General features: G+C 60.6%; 12 protein-coding genes. 3 read left to right on the top strand and 9 right to left on the bottom strand.

The genetic code is table 11. The features are described 5' to 3' along the window. Positions 1 to 8 precede the first annotated feature (8 nt). From BM344_RS06830 to tmpT, 5 genes are all read right to left on the bottom strand, one after another. Positions 9 to 1,904 carry an alkaline phosphatase D family protein gene (locus BM344_RS06830; RefSeq protein ID WP_228143568.1) on the bottom strand — a complete coding sequence of 632 codons (1,896 nt, stop codon included), beginning with the start codon at positions 1,902 to 1,904 and terminating at the stop codon, positions 9 to 11. 28 nt (positions 1,905 to 1,932) lie between these two features. Continuing rightward, a complete protein-coding gene (locus BM344_RS06825; protein WP_091987533.1) occupies positions 1,933 to 3,492 on the bottom strand; it encodes a SpoVR family protein in 1,560 nt (519 codons plus the stop codon). Then, entirely contained in the window at positions 3,489 to 4,778 is a 1,290-nt protein-coding gene (locus BM344_RS06820) for a YeaH/YhbH family protein (protein ID WP_208603417.1), read from the bottom strand. Before BM344_RS06820 ends, BM344_RS06825 begins: the two co-directional genes overlap by 4 nt. 39 nt (positions 4,779 to 4,817) lie before the next feature. Next, positions 4,818 to 6,740 (bottom strand): PrkA family serine protein kinase, encoded by a 1,923-nt coding sequence (locus BM344_RS06815; RefSeq protein ID WP_091987529.1) that lies wholly within the window; start codon positions 6,738 to 6,740, stop codon positions 4,818 to 4,820. Between the two features lie 287 nt (positions 6,741 to 7,027). After that, positions 7,028 to 7,681, bottom strand: coding sequence for a thiopurine S-methyltransferase (tmpT, locus tag BM344_RS06810; protein WP_091987527.1), 654 nt, complete (start codon positions 7,679 to 7,681; stop codon positions 7,028 to 7,030). Positions 7,682 to 7,796: 115 nt separating this feature from the next. Between tmpT and BM344_RS06805 the strand changes: the two genes are divergently transcribed. After that, positions 7,797 to 8,744, top strand: coding sequence for a D-2-hydroxyacid dehydrogenase (locus BM344_RS06805; protein ID WP_091987525.1), 948 nt, complete (start codon positions 7,797 to 7,799; stop codon positions 8,742 to 8,744). A 69-nt stretch (positions 8,745 to 8,813) separates the two neighbouring features. Beyond that, a complete protein-coding gene (locus BM344_RS06800; RefSeq protein ID WP_091987523.1) occupies positions 8,814 to 10,175 on the top strand; it encodes a YihY/virulence factor BrkB family protein in 1,362 nt (453 codons plus the stop codon). Here the strand turns inward: BM344_RS06800 and BM344_RS06795 are convergent. The 4 genes from BM344_RS06795 to BM344_RS06780 all read right to left on the bottom strand — a co-directional run bounded on the left by BM344_RS06795 (position 10,158) and on the right by BM344_RS06780 (position 14,964). After that, entirely contained in the window at positions 10,158 to 11,207 is a 1,050-nt protein-coding gene (locus tag BM344_RS06795; protein WP_091987521.1) for an HDOD domain-containing protein, read from the bottom strand. The two genes, BM344_RS06800 and BM344_RS06795, sit on opposite strands and share 18 nt — an antisense overlap. 109 nt (positions 11,208 to 11,316) lie before the next feature. Beyond that, positions 11,317 to 12,546 (bottom strand): DUF445 domain-containing protein, encoded by a 1,230-nt coding sequence (locus tag BM344_RS06790; RefSeq protein ID WP_091987519.1) that lies wholly within the window; start codon positions 12,544 to 12,546, stop codon positions 11,317 to 11,319. A gap of 286 nt (positions 12,547 to 12,832) precedes the next feature. Next, the gene (locus BM344_RS06785; RefSeq protein WP_091987517.1) at positions 12,833 to 13,567 is read right to left on the bottom strand and encodes a 16S rRNA (uracil(1498)-N(3))-methyltransferase; all 735 of its coding nucleotides are present in this window, start codon (positions 13,565 to 13,567) and stop codon (positions 12,833 to 12,835) included. Between the two features lie 44 nt (positions 13,568 to 13,611). Further along, entirely contained in the window at positions 13,612 to 14,964 is a 1,353-nt protein-coding gene (locus BM344_RS06780; protein ID WP_091987515.1) for an adenosylmethionine--8-amino-7-oxononanoate transaminase, read from the bottom strand. A 168-nt stretch (positions 14,965 to 15,132) separates the two neighbouring features. On the opposite strand from BM344_RS06780, the gene BM344_RS06775 reads away from it, so the two are divergent. Further along, on the top strand, positions 15,133 to 15,621 hold the full coding sequence (locus tag BM344_RS06775; protein WP_091987513.1) for a DUF2505 domain-containing protein: 489 nt from the start codon (positions 15,133 to 15,135) through the stop codon (positions 15,619 to 15,621). Positions 15,622 to 15,634 lie beyond the last annotated feature (13 nt).

Raw genomic sequence — 15,634 nt, 5'->3', positions numbered from 1 at the left:
AACCCCGATCAATCCGGTTCCCGTTGCCGGAAAATCGTCCCGTCACCTTCGGCATTGAGTTGGTGGATGGCGGTGGGTGCGCCGGTTTCATCCAGCCGCAGGTCGCCGATGCCGGCGTGGTTCCAGAGCCGCTCGCCGGCGTCCCGGCCTTCTGGCAGTCGGGGAGAAATCCACATCCGGCGGCGTTTGGTGAACCAGTTCAGAGGCGACCAGGGCGCAAACAGCCAGCGGTTCAGCCGATCGAGCCATTCCAGTAGGGTATTGGGGAATTCGTTCTTGATACCGCTGCTGGTGATCTGCCAGATTCTCGGCCCGCGGCTCTTGTGTCTCAGGCGAATATCATAGGCAAAGGAATAGTGCACATCTCCGGACAGGATCACGAAGTGCCGGGGCGTTCGGGGATGCCGGAAGATGTTCAGCAGCACGCTGGCGGCACCCCGGTGGGCCATCCAGTTCTCCGCATCCACCAGCAGCGGTTTGCCGAAGAAGGTGAACACCCGCTGGATCAGCTCGATCAGCTTCACCCCGAACATCGGCGCGGGTGACACCACAACCACAGCCTCTTCGCCCATCACCTCCTGCTGAAAGTCGGTCAGCGATTCCCAGTCCATCAGGCCTGATGGATGGCTCCGGCGCCTTTCGCTGCGCCAGCGGTGGGTGCGGGTGTCCAGCACCACGAGTCTGGGCGAGGTTGGCAGGCTGTAGTGCCATTGACCGAAGTGGAACAGCCGGTCGATCAGCTCGTTCTGGCAGCCGCTGTCCAGATCGTCCTGGTGGTTTGTCTCCGGAAACAGCGTCTGGCACTGCCCGATCAGTTCTTCAAAACACTCAGGTCGGTTGCCCCAGCCCTGGCAAAGCAGGTAACCGAGCAGGGCATTTCCGATGATCCGGCGGGAAAACGGGTGCTCGTAGGCCGTGGTTTCCCACAGCGCCGAGAGGTTCCAGTCGTCGGTGACATCGTGGTCGTCGAAGATCATGTACACCGGCACATTGGCCAGGGCCCGGGCCGCCCGGGGCAGGGTATTTCGGAAATCGTCAATGGCGCGCTGTTCCCTGCGGTAGCGCTCCAGTTCGTCGGGCCGGTCCACGGGCTCGGCGTCGGTGACCAGTTGCCAGGGCACCGGCGACCACACCAGCAGGTACATGGCCATCACCTCGGCGAAGGAGATCAGGTGGTTGCCTGCGTTGGCGGTGGTGAACACCGGTTTGCGCACGCCGCCGAAGAAGCGCTCGGTCAGATCCTCGTTGAATTCCGATTTCGGCAGCAAGGCGTCCCGATGATAATAGGCGTTGGCCACCGAACCCAGCTCACGGCTGTGGCTCAGGGAGGCGCCCTCCAGGTGTTCCTGGTAAAGGCCCAGCCGGTGAATCACGCACTGGATAGCTTGCAGCATGGGCCCGGCCACGTCATCGGCGTAGATCTGGTCGCCGGTCATCAGGAGCAGCGAGGGTACTTCCTCGAGCTGCCGTGCCTGTTGCAGTTCTTCGTCAACCCGCACCAGGCCGTCGGCGGCAGGATGATGAGGGCGGCGGCAGGAGCCGTGAAGAATCCGGTCCAGGCGGGATTTCAGGGTGACGCCGGGGCGGTCCTGGCCATCGGGGCAAAGATGGGTTGCCCAGTCCCGAATCCAGAGCGGCGCGGCTCCTTCGGCCCCGATCAGTCCCAGATCGTATTGCAGTGGGGTGTCCCACGGCAGGGGTGTTTCAGGGCTGATCGCCAGCAGGTTCAGCCAGGCATGGGTGCCAACCCGGAGCCGGGTGATCTCCGAGTCGCTGACAGCTCTGTCCAGAAGGATGTGGTTGCCGGCGGTCACATGAATACGGAAGTCCTGCCTCTGGCGGGTGACCAGCCAGAAACAGACCGACTCCGGAGCTGCATGGCGAAGCAGTGGCCCGGCGAGCACCGGGCACGGAGTATCGTCCGGGTCCAGGTCAGTCCTCCTCAGGCTCCCTGGGCGGGCAGTGATGCGCTTCCACTACAGCGCCGTCGTCCACGCTTTCCAGATGCACATCGAAGCCCCAGAGCCGGTGGACGTGCTTGAGCACTTCGTCGGTTTCGTCGCCCAACGGTACCCGGTCCACGGGAATGTGGCGCAATGTCAGCGAGCGGTCGCCGCGCACGTCCACGTTCCAGACCTGGATGTTGGGTTCCCGGTAGCTGAGGTTGTACTGCCGGGCGAGTTTCTCCCGCAGTTCCCGGTAACCGGGCTCGTCGTGGATGGCGGTCACCCGGTAGACATCTTCCTGGTCGTCGTTCTGGATCGCGAACAGTTTCAGATCGCGCATTACCTTGGGCGAGAGGAACTGCTGGATGAAGCTCTCATCCTTGAAGTTCTTCATCGCGAAGTGGAGCGTCTCCACCCAGTCGCTGCCGGCGATGTCCGGGAACCAGTGGCGGTCTTCCTTGGTGGGGTTCTCGCAGATCCGTCGCAGGTCCGTGAAGATCGAGAAGCCCAGGGTGTAGGGGTTGATGCCGGAATACCAGGGGCTGTTGAAGGGCGGCTGATACACCACGGCGGAATGACTCTGCAGGAATTCCAGCATGAAGCCGTCGTTCACCAGGCCCTTGTCGTACATGCGGTGCAGCAGGGTGTAGTGCCAGAAGGTGGCCCAGCCCTCGTTCATCACCTGGGTCTGGCGCTGGGGGTAGAAGTATTGGCCAAGCTTGCGCACGATGCGGATGATCTCCCGCTGCCAGGTTTCCAGCAAGGGTGCATTCTTCTCGATGAAGTAGAGAATGTTCTCCTGAGGCTCTTCCGGATAGCGCTTGCGACGTCTTTCTGAATTCTCATCTTCGTCGAGTTTCGGAATTGTTCGCCACAGGTCGTTGATGCGTCGCTGCTGGTATTCCTCACGCTCCTTCTGGCGCCGCGCTTCCTCCGAAGCGGAAATCGGCGCCGGGCGTTTGTAGCGATCCACGCCGTAGTTCATCAGCGCGTGGCAGGAATCCAGGATCTCCTCCACCGCGTCCACACCATAACGCTCCTCGCACTCGGCCACGTAGTGGCGGGCGAACACAAGGTAATCGATGATGGCGCTGGCATCGGTCCAGGTGCGGAACAGGTAGTTGCCCTTGAAGAACGAGTTGTGGCCATAGGAGGCGTGGGCAATCACCAGTGCCTGCATGGGCAGGGTGTTCTCCTCCATCAGGTAGGCAATGCAGGGGTTGGAGTTGATCACGATTTCGTAGGCCAGCCCCATCTGGCCGCGCTGGTAGCCCTTGGAAGTGCTCAGGAACTGCTTGCCGAACGACCAGTGATGGTAGCCCACGGGCATGCCCACCGAGCTGTAGGCGTCCATCATCTGCTCGGCGCTGATCACCTCCACCTGGTTGGGGTAGGTGTCCAGCCCGAACTCGGCAGCGCACTTGGCGATTTCCTCGTCGTATTGCCGGATCAGCTCGAAGGTCCACTCCGAGCTGGTGGAAATCGGCTCTTTGGCTCGAGGCTGGTCGTTTTCCGGCGCATTCGGGCGGTCCATGATTCCAGTCATGCGGCTTTCCTCTCGAACAGCTGGCGGAATACCGGATAGATTTCGCCCGGGTCTGCAATCTGCTGCAGGGCAAAACTCTGGGGGTATTGCTCGTGAATTTTCTCGTACTCGTACCAGAGCATCTGGTGGTCCTGGGGCGTGATCTCCACGTAGGCGAAGTACTGCACCAGCGGCAGCAGGTTCTCCGAGAGGATCTTGCCGCACACCGGGGAGTCGTCGTTCCAGTTGTCACCGTCAGACGCCTGGGCCGCGTAGATGTTCCATTCGGCCGGGGAGTAGCGGGACTCGATGATCTTGTGCATCAGCTTGAGGGCACTGGACACGATGGTGCCGCCGGTTTCCCGGGAATAGAAGAACTCTTCTTCGTCCACCTCCTTGGCGCTGGTGTGGTGGCGAATGAACACCACCTCGATCTTCTTGTAGTTCTTCTTCAGGAACAGATACAGCAGGATGAAGAAGCGCTTGGCGATGTCCTTGTGCATCTGGGTCATGGACCCGGACACGTCCATCAGGCAGAACATCACCGCACTGGTGGCCGGTTTTGGCTGCTTCACATGCTGCCGGTAGCGCAGATCGATCTCGTCAATAAACGGGATCCGCCGGACGTTGGCCTTCAGGCGCGCGATTTCGTCCTCCAGCACCTTGATCTGGTCGTCGTGGCTGAACGCCGGGTCCAGATCATCGGGCGCGGCTTTCAGGGCTTCCAGCTGCTTTTCCAGATCCCTGATCTTCTTCTTGCGGGCACCACCGAGGCCCAGGCGACGGGCGTGGGCGCCGCGCAGTGATCGCACCACATCAAGCTTGGCCGGAACGCCCTGGCTGGTGAAACCTGCCCGCACATATTTGAAGGCTTCGGTGTCCTTGAGTTTCTTGCGGGCCAGATTGGGCAGCTCCAGATCATCAAACAGGAAGTCGAGGAATTCCTCCTGGGTGATCTGGAAGGCGAACTCGTCCATGCCCTCGCCATCGGGGCTGGCCTTGCCCTGGCCGGAACCCTGACCGCCGCCGCCCTGGGGCTTGGGGATGGTGTCGCCGGCCACAAACTCCTGGTTGCCGGGGTGCACCACCTCCCGTTTGCCGCCCTGGCCGTGGTGGAAGATGGGCTCGTCTATGTCCCGGGACGGAATGCTGACACTCTCGCCCCGTTCAATGTCGGTGATCGAGCGCTTCTGCACCGCATCCGCCACCGCTTTCTTGATGTGGTGGCGATAGCGGCGCAGGAACCGTTCCCGGTTCACCGCGCTCTTGTTCTTACCGTTCAGTCGCCGGTCGACTATGTGGGTCATTCCCATGGCGTTACTCCAGCTCAGTGAATGGTCACTGACTCAGTGAGACTTGCGAACGCGCAGGTACCATTCGGCCAACAGCCGAACCTGCTTCTCCGTGTAGCCTCGATCGACCATACGCTCGACGAACTGCTTGTGCTTCTTCTGATCTTCCTGACTCGCTTTCGGGTTGAAGGAAATTACCGGCAACAGGTCCTCGGTGTTCGAGAACATCTTCTTCTCGATCACGCTGCGCAGCTTTTCATAGCTGAGCCAGGACGGGTTGCGGCCCTGATTGTTCGCCCGGGCACGCAGCACGAAGTTGACCACCTCGTTGCGGAAGTCCTTCGGGTTGGAGATGCCGGCCGGCTTCTCGATTTTCTCCAACTCGTCGTTAATGGAGGAGCGGTCGAGGATCTCGCCGGTCTCCGGATCCCGGTACTCCTGGTCCTGTATCCAGAAGTCGGCATAGGTCACGTAGCGGTCGAACAGGTTCTGACCGTATTCGCTGTAGCTCTCCAGGTAGGCGGTCTGGATTTCCTTGCCGATAAACTGCACGTAGTGCGGTGCCAGGAATTCCTTGATGAACCGCAGGTACTTCTCGTGGGTTTCCGGCGGGAACTGCTCCTGTTCGATCTGTTTCTCCAGTACGTACAGCAGGTGTACCGGGTTGGCCGCCACCTCGGTGGTGTCGAAGTTGAAGACCTTGGAGAGGATCTTGAACGCAAAACGGGTCGAGAGGCCGTCCATACCCTCCATCACCCCGGCGGCATCGCGGTACTCCTGGATCGACTTGGCCTTGGGATCGGTGTCCTTGATGTTCTGGCCGTCGTACACCCGCATCTTGGAAAAGATGCTGGAGTTCTCCGGCTCCTTGATGCGTGAGAGCACCGAGAACTGGGCCAGCATGTCGAGGGTATCCGGCGCGCAGGGGGCACCATCGAGGGAGCTGTTGCTCAGCAGCTTCCGATAGATCTGGATTTCCTCGGTGACCCGCACGCAGTAGGGCACCTTGACGATGTACACCCGGTCCAGGAAGGCTTCGTTGTGCTTGTTGTTGCGGAAGGTCTGCCACTCGGATTCGTTGGAGTGGGCCAGGATCACGCCATCAAAGGGCACCGAGCCCATGCCTTCGGTGGTGTTGTAGTTACCTTCCTGGGTGGCCGTCAGTAGCGGATGCAGTACCTTGATCGGCGCCTTGAACATTTCCACGAATTCCATCAGCCCCTGGTTGGCCTTGCACAGGCCGCCACTGAAGCTGTAGGCGTCCGGGTCGTCCTGCGAGAAGTCCTCCAGCATGCGAATGTTGACCTTGCCCACCAGTGCCGAGATGTCCTGGTTGTTATCGTCGCCGGGTTCGGTCTTGGACACACCCACCTGGTCCAGCACCGACGGGTACTTCTTCACCACGCGGAACTGGCTGATGTCGCCGCCAAATTCGTGCAGGCGTTTCACCGCCCAGGGCGACATGATGTTCTTCAGGTAGCGGGCCGGTATGCCGTATTCCTCTTCCAGAATATGCGCGTCTTCGGCCGGATCGAACAGGCCCAGGGGCGATTCGTTCACCGGTGAGCCCTTGATGGCGTAGAAGGGTACCTTCTGCATGAGGGATTTGAGCTTCTCGGCCAGGGAGGATTTACCACCGCCCACCGGGCCGAGCAGGTACAGGATCTGTTTCTTTTCCTCCAGGCCCTGGGCGGCGTGGCGGAAGAAGGAGACGATGTTTTCCACGGCGTCTTCCATGCCGTAGAACTCCGAGAATTCGGGGTAGCGCTTGATCACCTTGTTGGAAAATATCCGTGAAAGCCTCGGATCTTTGGAGGTATCGACGAGTTCGGGCTCGCCGATGGCAATTAACATTCTCTCGGCGGCCGTGGCGTAGGCCGTTGGGTCCTTTTTGCAGATCTCCAGGTATTCCTCCAGGCTGTATTCTTCCTCCTGGGTACTCTCATACCGGTCTTTGAAGTGCTGCAGTATGCTCATAGATTGCCCTCGCTCGCTGTATCTTCAGCTTTCAGTTCACGCAATATCCCCGTTGCAGTCGGTGCCGCCCGTCCGGGCGGTTGGTCTAGTTATGGGTGGAAGGAATGGATACTTGCAAGCCTGTGCGCGAATGACTCGTGGCCGGCTTGCTTAACTTGAGCTTAGTTCACCGTTCGGAAGTTGGACAGTGGGCGTGTGGTTAAGGTTCATTAAATTATGTTAGAGGGCTGTGGGGTTTTTGTAGCCCGGCACATTGCGGCCGGGCGACCAGAGCGGGGGCGTGGGCGCTAGAGTTTGGTGAGACGAAACACACTCTCCGAAGCGTTCTCCAGGCCTTTTCGCTTGGTGAACGGATGATCCTTGGCCAGGGTGTTGGTCAGGATGTGCTCGATTTGGTAGTCGTCCTGGTAGAGCTGGTGCACTTCCTCATCGCTCACGTTGAACGGCGGGCCCTTGATCTCGGTATCGTAGTCCAGGGTGATCAGCAGGATCCTTGTGCCGTCCGGAATGATGGCGGTCAGATGGTCTACATAGCCCTTGCGCATGCCTGGCGGTAGCGCGATGAGGGCGGCGCGGTCGTAGACCAGGCGGATATGCTTGAGGTCGTCGGGCACCAGCTGGAAGAAGTCACCGCACCAGAGCTGAAGGTCGTCGTGCCGGAACGTGGTGAACGGCTCGCCCGGGTGGACCCTGGCTTTCTCACCGGCCTCTTCAAAGAAGTCCTTGCAGGCAATGTCGCTCAGTTCCACACCAATAACCGGGTGCCCCCGGTCGTGCAGCCACCACATATCGTGGGCCTTGCCGCAGAGGGGGACGAAAACGGCATCGGTGCCTTTTCCGGAGAGCTCTGGCCAGTGGTCATGGAGGTACTGGTTGACCGTGCCCTCATGGAAGCCGATTTCTTTTTTGGCCCAGCGTTCATGCCAGAATTCATGTTCCATAGTCTTCACCCTTGATTCACCCCGTTCATACCGGGTTGTTGCCCGGAAATGCGGAGTTTTGGACGTTTGTTTCAGTCTACCTTAATCTGTCGCTAATCGGACTCAGGAGAAAAGTATGAAAGCGGTGTTCCTGGATGCCAATACCCTTGGCGATGACGTGGACCTGTCACCGATCGAATCGGTGACCGGCGAACTTACAAAGTACCAACGCACGACCCCGGACGAGGTTCTGGAGCGGATCCGCGGGTTTGATACAGTTCTGGTGAACAAGGTGGTGCTCGGTCGCGATCATTTCGAAGCGTGCCCGGAGCTGAAAACCATCGCGGTGGTGGCCACGGGGCTGAACAACATCGACCAGACCGCGGCGAAGGAGCACGGCATCCGGGTGATGAACGTGACCAATTACGGCCGCTCCACAGTAGCCCAGCACACCATGGCGCTGATGCTGGCCCTCGCTACTCGCCTGCTGGATTATGACCGGGATGTCCGTGCTGGCCGCTGGGGCCAGAGCGATATGTTCTGCCTGATGGATCATCCGATCATGGAGCTGGAGGGCCGGACCCTCGGGATCGTTGGTTACGGCGACCTGGGCCAGGGCGTGGCAGAGCGAGCAGCGGCGTTCGGCATGAAGGTTCTGCTTGGCGCCCGACCGGGGCAGGGCCCGGGCGAGGTGGATGGTTATGCCCGGGTTCCGCTGGACGAACTGCTCCCTCAGGCAGACGTGCTCTCGCTGCATTGCCTACTGACGGATGAAACCCGGGATCTGATCGGCGCGCGGGAGCTCAAGATGATGAAGCGGGATGCGCTGCTGATTAACACCAGCCGGGGTGGTCTGGTGAACGAGCAGGCACTGGCGGACGCCCTGCGCGCGGGCGAGATCGGCGGAGCCGGATTCGACGTGCTCACCGAGGAGCCGCCCCGCAGCGGCAATCCGCTGCTCGCGGACGACATTCCCAACCTGATCATTACGCCGCACTCGGCCTGGGCCAGCCGCGAGGCGCGGCAACGGATCGTCGTTATCACGGCGAAAAACCTGGCATCGGTGTCCGGCAGCACCAAATAACACCGGTCCGGGTTGTTTACTGTCAGTTGCCTGATAAGCTTAGGAAAACACTGACTGGCAGGACGATGCGTGGCTGCATTCCAATTTAAGGACAGGCTCCAGGCGGCTGAAAACTGGATTCTGTCCAACTCCAACCCGCCCCAGCACTGGCCGTGGACCTGGCTCTACAAGGTCGGGCGCACGGCCTATGCCATGGCGCGAGACGTCATCAGCGGGCAGTTGACCCTCCATGCGATGAGCCTGGTCTACACCACCTTGCTCAGTATTGTGCCGCTGCTGGCCCTGAGCTTTTCGGTGCTCAAGGCCCTGGGAGTGCACCAGCGGATGGAGCCCTTCCTCTACCAGTTTCTGCAGCCGCTGGGGCCCCAGGGCGTGGAGCTGGCGGAGCGGATTCTCGGGTTTGTGGACAACATGAAGGTGGGCGTGCTGGGGTCGGTGGGGCTGGCCCTGCTGGTGTACACCGTGATTGCCCTGGTCCAGAAAATCGAACGGTCGTTCAACATGATCTGGCGGGTGCCGGACATGCGTTCCATGGCGCAGCGGTTCAGCAACTATCTGAGCGTGATCATGGTGGGGCCGCTTTTGATGGTCTCGGCCATCGGCGTCAGCGCGACCATCTTTTCCTCGACCATCGTTCAGACACTCATGGAAATCGAGCCCTTTGGCTCGCTGATCCTGGTGGTCAGCCGCTTCACCCCGTTCTTCCTGGTGGTGGGAGCGTTCACCTTCGTGTATGTGTTCATGCCCAACACCCGGGTAAAGTTGCGCTACGCCTTCATTGGTGGTTTGGTGGCCGGCGTGTCCTGGCAGGCGGCCGGAATGTTGTTCGCCTCCTTTGTGGCCGGCTCGGCCAAGTACGCGGCCATCTACTCGAGTTTCGCCATCGGCATCATTCTGCTGATCTGGATCTATCTCAACTGGATGATCCTTCTGCTCGGCGCCAGTCTGGCGTTTTACCTGCAGAATCCGGGCTCCGTGGCCAAGCGGCAGCAGGTGCAACTGGCGCCGGAGCTGCAGGAGCGTGTGGCCCTGGCCATGATGTGGCTGGTTGCCAAGCCGTTCAGTGAGGGCGGGCCGCCACCGCAGCAGGAAGCTCTGGAGCAGTCTCTCAATGTGCCTGGAGAAGTGACCCGGGCCCTCAGCGACAAGCTGATCCGCTCAGGCCTGCTGATTCTGGCAGGGCGCAACGGGGATCGACTTGCCCCGGGACGCTCGCTGGATCTGATTACTGTGGGTGAGGTCTTGCGGGTAGTGCGTAACGATGAGGACCGGGTTGTGGACCGGCTGCCCCGGGTGATTCCCGAGGAGCTGGTCAGCATCCGACGCGGTGACGAGAGCCGCAGCTTCGCTGATCTTCTCCGCGGCCACCGCGCCGAACGGCAGGAGAATGCCGAGGCTCGAACAGAAGCCGCCTCAACTTCGGACGTTTGACCGGCCGCCCTCCCGCAGCATGACCTGCAGCGCCCGCCGCACGTTACTGATCTGTTCATGTGTCAGGCGCAGTACGGTGGGTAGATCCTCTTCGGCGAGGTTCCGCTGGTGGGCATGCCTGAGTACCTCACGGGTTCCGATCACCATGCCGTCGGTCAGTGGGGTGTGCCGAGACAGGGGAACAGGACGCTCCGCCGCCAGCAGGTAGGCGTGGTACTTAGGCGGCAGATTCCACTCATTGGCGATGGTCTGACAGGTGGCCCACTGGTATCGCGCCAGGGCGTGGCGAATCAGCGCCGGCTCCGGTTCTCTATTTCCAGCATTGGTGCGGCAGATACGTTGCAGCTCCCGCCGGACGGTAATGTAAGCCAGAGAGGGCAGCAGACCCACCATGAAGTGGGCGCTGGTGTCTTCATGCTGGATTTTGGCAATCAGCTCCGCCGCCCGAGCACAGGTCAGTCCCCAGCGCCAGGAGCGTTGGCCAAAAAGCGCTTCCCGGCTGTTCCTGGCGGCCATCATCGGGCGCATGACGGCGGCCGATATGACGTTGCGGATGCCGTCCACGCCCAATATAAAGACCGCCTGATCCACAGACTCGATGACATGGTCGCCTGGCCTGAAATAGGGGCTGTTGGCGATTTGCAGAAGCTGGTCGGTCAGGGATGGGTCTTTGAGAATGATGTCGGTGAGCTGGTGGCGATCGGTGGAGTCATCCGACAGCGCCCGCATCAGCATGGGCAGGCTCATGGGTTGTCTCGGCAGTTCTTCCATTGTCTGGCTGTGCAAACGGCGCCCGAGTTCCGACAGAACCTCTTCGAGCCCTTCAGGCTCGGTCTGAAAAGTTGCGGGTTCGCAGTCCAGCAGCCAGCAGAAAAGGTGGTCTTCCAGTTGTCGGGTTATGTCGGCCGCCCGGTCCGGGGCATCGATTTCCGGGTTCAGTGGAGAGGGGTTGAACAGTCGCACTTCCGGTGTGGGTGGCGCGGGCTGGGGTGATGAAAATAATCCTGAAATCCAGGAGAGAAAACCTGGCATCCGTTGCCTCCGGGTCAAGCCTGCTCGAAGTTGTGAACCTCCGTTTTCATGAGTATAGAGGTACGACGCATTCTTGCACAGGCTCCGCCCGGCAATCCGGTGTCAAAAATTAGAGGAAGGACTCCCCGAAGACGAAGACCAGTTGGCAGACACCGGCGGCAAAACCGAGGAAGGCGCCGACCAGGATCAGTTTGATCTCGTCTTCCTGGAAGCAGGGGCGGAGCAGATCCTGGAACTCTTCAGAAGAGAGCGCAATCATGCGTTCTACCATGATCGATTCCACCGCCTGGGCCCGATCCCTTTCAAAGATCGGGTTGTTGAAGGAGGTCTGGGAAATCTCGATGGCCTTTTCCCCCACCTGGTTCTTCAATGTGGCGAAGCCCGTGGGGCCGAAAGCCATCTGAGTCAGGGCCTTGCCCATGCCAGCGGTCTCGTCCACCAGGGGCTTGATGTGCTTCTTCACCATGTTGCGGGCCCGGTCGCCCCTGGGGCCCCCGAGAATGGCATTGATGATGTTGCCAACGGTGAGGATCTCGTGGGTCACAATGTGGCAGAAGGATTCGGCCACTGCTGGCTGGCGCTTGAGGAACAGGCCCTGGAGCTTGAACGGACCGACCTTTTTCGGGTGCAGGGGACGGAAGATCACGTTCAGTGCGATCCAGTTGGTGGCCCAGCCCACCAGCAGGCCGAAAAATGGCAGCACCCACCAGCTCGGATACACATACCATACGGCCATCTGGATCAGGCCGAACAGGAAGCCGAAATACAGGCCCGAGTTGATGATGAATCGGAACTCCACTTCACCGCATTCGATGAAAATCCGGTTCAGCAACTGCTTGTCACTGGCCAGGCGTTCGATGACCATGCCCTTGATGTCGAGCAGGTCTTCTATGTTGTCAGAAATGTCCTCAACGAGGTTGTCCACCAGTTGCGGCGTCGACTTGCGGACCCGGTCGTAGACCATGTTGCGGGCAGATGAGGGCAGGTTTTCCCAGAAGGTGGGGTATTCCCTAAGCATCATTTCGTCCACATATTCCTCGATGCGAGGATCGACGTTGTGCACGATGTGCGCCGCCAGTACTTTCGGGTCGATCTGCTGGAAGATTTCGCGCACGGTACCGATCTTGGAGATGGTGGCATCAACGCTGATGGCGGCCATTTTCCGGGCCTTGGAGGGGATGATGCCCTGCCAGCCCAGCAGGGGCGGCTTGCCGATGAATTCCAGCGGGTAGAAGGTCATCTTGATGGCAAGCCAGTTGGTGGTCCAGCCGATCAGGGCGGCAATCAGCGGGATGCTGAGGTATTGCCAGAATTCTTGGGTACTTAGCAGGCTTGTCATCCTGATACTCGCGCTTCTTTTATGTTCTGGTGTCTGAGCGGCCGGGGCAGCACTTCGGAAACACGCTGTAAATACGTCCGTGTACGCTCGGCTCCGCCATCCATGGCTCCGCACGGTTTCCGAAGTGCTGCCCCGACCGCTCGATCAAACTTCAGTGTCGGCTTTCTTCAGGGAGCGGTTGAAATCGCTTGCTGCCACGTTTTGATTGAACAGGATGATGTTGTGGGGCCCCCGTTATGTCAATGACTTGGGTGCCGGCGTGAGACGGCGGTACGGTCGTTGCGGGTCAACCGCCGATGTCGCCCCAGAGGTACTGGCACAGGGCCATGGCGGCAACGGGAGCAGTCTCGGTTCTCAGGACGCGGGGGCCGAGGGCGACGGGAAGAAAGCCCTCCTGTTCCGCCTGGGTGATTTCGTCCGGGGATAATCCGCCTTCGGGGCCGATCATCAGGGCCAGACGCTGGGGTGGGATGATGGCTTTCAGGGCGTGTTCCGTTCGATGGTGGAGCACCAGGCGCACGTCGCAGTCACGGGTATGTTCCAGCCATTCGGAGACGCTCATGACCGGCAGGATGTCCGGCACCCGGGCCCGGCCGCACTGTTCAGCGGCACTGACGGCCACCGATTGCCAGTGGCGCAGGCGTTTGTCTTCGCGGTCGCCCTTGAGCTTCACATCGCAACGCTCGGTGGTCAGCGGCACGATGCGTGTCACGCCCATTTCGACGGCTTTCTGCACGGCGTAATCCATGCGGTCGCCCTTGGAGAGGGTCTGGCCCAGGACAATTTCCAGATGGGATTCCGTGGCATTGGCCTCGGGGGTGCCCACTTGCACTGCCACGTTCTTTTTGCTGGCGGCGGTGATGGTGGCGGGGTAGTCGTTGCCGTCGCCATTGAATAGCCGCAGCTCCTGCCCCGGCTGCATGCGCAGCACCCGGCCGACATGCTGTGCGGCGTTGTCGTCCAGGTCGGCGGTGGCGCCCTCGGAGAGGGCGGTCTCAGTGTAGATTCGGGGTATGCGCATGGGCCGGATTTCCGAAGCGGTTATGGCAGATGTCCCGGCGGCCCTCAATCCCGGACCGCGATCTCGATGCCTTCCGTGGCCACCTGGGCGAGATGGCGGATCTGCTCCTCGGTGATCACATACGGCGGCATGAAGTAAACCACATTACCCAGGGGGCGAAGCAAGGCCTGGCGGGTCAATGCATGCTGGTATACCCGGATGCCACGGCGTTCCTGCCAGGGGAACAGGGTTTTCGATGCCTTGTCTTTCACCATTTCCACCGCCAGGGTCATGCCGTGCTGGCGAATGTCACCCACGTGCGGGTGGTCGGCCAGGTGGGCCACGGAGTCGGCCATGCAGGCGGAGAGCTGCCGGTTGCTCTCGATCACGTTGTCATCCCGGAAGATGTCCAGGGTGGCCAGGGCCACCGCGCAGCCGATCGGATTGCCGGTGTAACTGTGGCTGTGCAGGAAGGCCTTGAGGGTTTCGTAGTCGTCGTAGAAAGCCTCGTACACCCGGTCGGTGGTCAGCACGACAGACAGCGGCAGGTAGCCGGCGGTCAGGCCCTTGGACAGGCACATGAAGTCCGGGGTAATGCCGGACTGCTCACAGGCGAACAGGGTGCCGGTGCGGCCGAAACCGACCGCGATTTCGTCGGCGATCAGATGCACGCCGTAGCGGTCACAGGCCTCACGCAGTTTGGTGTGGTAGATCGGGTGGTGCATGCGCATGCCACCGGCGCACTGGATCAGGGGCTCCACCACCACGGCGCAGATCTCGTCGTGCTTCTCGGCCAGCAGCTTGTCCATCGCCTCGAACTGTCGCAGGGCGTAGGCCTCGTCGGTCTCGCCGGGTTCCTTGTTGAAGGCGTCCGGGGAGGGCGCGGTGAGCACCTCCATCAGTAGCGGCTGATAGGTGTCCTTGTACAGGGCGACGTCCCCCAGGGCGAGAGCGCCCAGGGTTTCACCGTGGTAGCTGTTGCTCAGGTTCACGAAGTTCTTCTTGCCGGGCTTGCCCTGGTTCTTCCAGTAATGGAAGCTCATTTTCAGGGCCGCCTCGATGGCCGAGGAGCCGTTATCGGCATAGAAGCATTTGTTGAGGCCGTCTGGCGTTACCTCTATGAGGCGCTCTGACAGGTTAACCACCGGTTCGTGGGTGAAGCCCGCCAGAATGACGTGTTCCAGTTCCCCGATCTGCTTCTGGATGGCGGCGTTGATTCGCGGGTTGGCGTGGCCAAAGAGATTCACCCACCACGAACTGACCGCGTCGATAAACCGGTTGCCCTCGAAATCCTCCAGCCAGACGCCCTCGCCCCGTTTGATCGGCACCAGGGGCAGGGTCTTCTCGTGGTCTTTCATCTGGGTGCAGGGGTGCCACACGGATTTGAGGCCACGGGCCACCAGGTCGGCATTGCGCATGTTTAATCTCCGTCAGACGGTCGGTTCTGGAAAATCGGCGGTTAACCTGTGCGGATATTACAGTTAACAGCACCTGCTGGCCACCGTGCCAACCGGGTGCGACCGGGCGGCCAATGTTGCCGGGCGCGGGCCATCGCAGAATTCCCTGAAAACAACGAGGAGTCGCTGATGGAACTGGAGTTTGAACACCCCTACAACGCCCGGCTGGACCGGGTGCTTGGCGCATTTTTCGATGAATCGCACATCCAGGAAAAGAATGCGCGACTGGGCGCCCGCAACGTGCGCGTTGCCGAGCGGGCCCGGGATGAATCCTCAGGCAAGCTGGTAATTGAGCGGGAAGTGACCAGCTCCCTGGCGGTTCCAGGCGTGTTAGCCAGTTTCCACCGTGAGTGGAACCCGGTTCGGCAGGAAGAGCACTGGTTTCGCAAGAGTGATGGCGAATGGCACTGCGAGTTCCGGGTGCGCATCGAGGGCGTGCCCGCGAAGATCCAGGGCATGATGCAGCTGCGGGAACAGGGCGAGACCTGTACCAATCGGGTGACTCTGAATGTGCGTTGCGATGTGCCTCTGCTGGGCAAGAAGATTGCCCGGTTTCTGGCGGATGACTCTCACGCCAAGATTGAGCGTGAATACGAGGCCACCCGCCAGATGCTCTGAGTCACGTCAATCG

It is taken from the genome of Marinobacter gudaonensis (assembly GCF_900115175.1).
GTDB lineage: Bacteria > Pseudomonadota > Gammaproteobacteria > Pseudomonadales > Oleiphilaceae > Marinobacter > Marinobacter gudaonensis.
Note: the sequence above shows the minus strand (reverse complement) of the source record. Positions and strands in the feature narration are given on the sequence as shown.

Bases quoted from the DNA above. Each gene is read 5' to 3' on its own strand.
- BM344_RS06825 (WP_091987533.1), bottom strand. From the start codon at position 3,492: ATGACTGGAATCATGGACCGCCCGAATGCGCCGGAAAACGACCAGCCT.
- BM344_RS06820 (WP_208603417.1), bottom strand. From the start codon at position 4,778: ATGACCCACATAGTCGACCGGCGACTGAACGGTAAGAACAAGAGCGCG.
- BM344_RS06815 (WP_091987529.1), bottom strand. From the start codon at position 6,740: ATGAGCATACTGCAGCACTTCAAAGACCGGTATGAGAGTACCCAGGAG.
- tmpT (WP_091987527.1), bottom strand. From the start codon at position 7,681: ATGGAACATGAATTCTGGCATGAACGCTGGGCCAAAAAAGAAATCGGC.
- BM344_RS06805 (WP_091987525.1), top strand. From the start codon at position 7,797: ATGAAAGCGGTGTTCCTGGATGCCAATACCCTTGGCGATGACGTGGAC.
- BM344_RS06795 (WP_091987521.1), bottom strand. From the start codon at position 11,207: ATGCCAGGTTTTCTCTCCTGGATTTCAGGATTATTTTCATCACCCCAG.
- BM344_RS06790 (WP_091987519.1), bottom strand. From the start codon at position 12,546: ATGACAAGCCTGCTAAGTACCCAAGAATTCTGGCAATACCTCAGCATC.
- BM344_RS06785 (WP_091987517.1), bottom strand. From the start codon at position 13,567: ATGCGCATACCCCGAATCTACACTGAGACCGCCCTCTCCGAGGGCGCC.
- BM344_RS06780 (WP_091987515.1), bottom strand. From the start codon at position 14,964: ATGCGCAATGCCGACCTGGTGGCCCGTGGCCTCAAATCCGTGTGGCAC.
- BM344_RS06775 (WP_091987513.1), top strand. From the start codon at position 15,133: ATGGAACTGGAGTTTGAACACCCCTACAACGCCCGGCTGGACCGGGTG.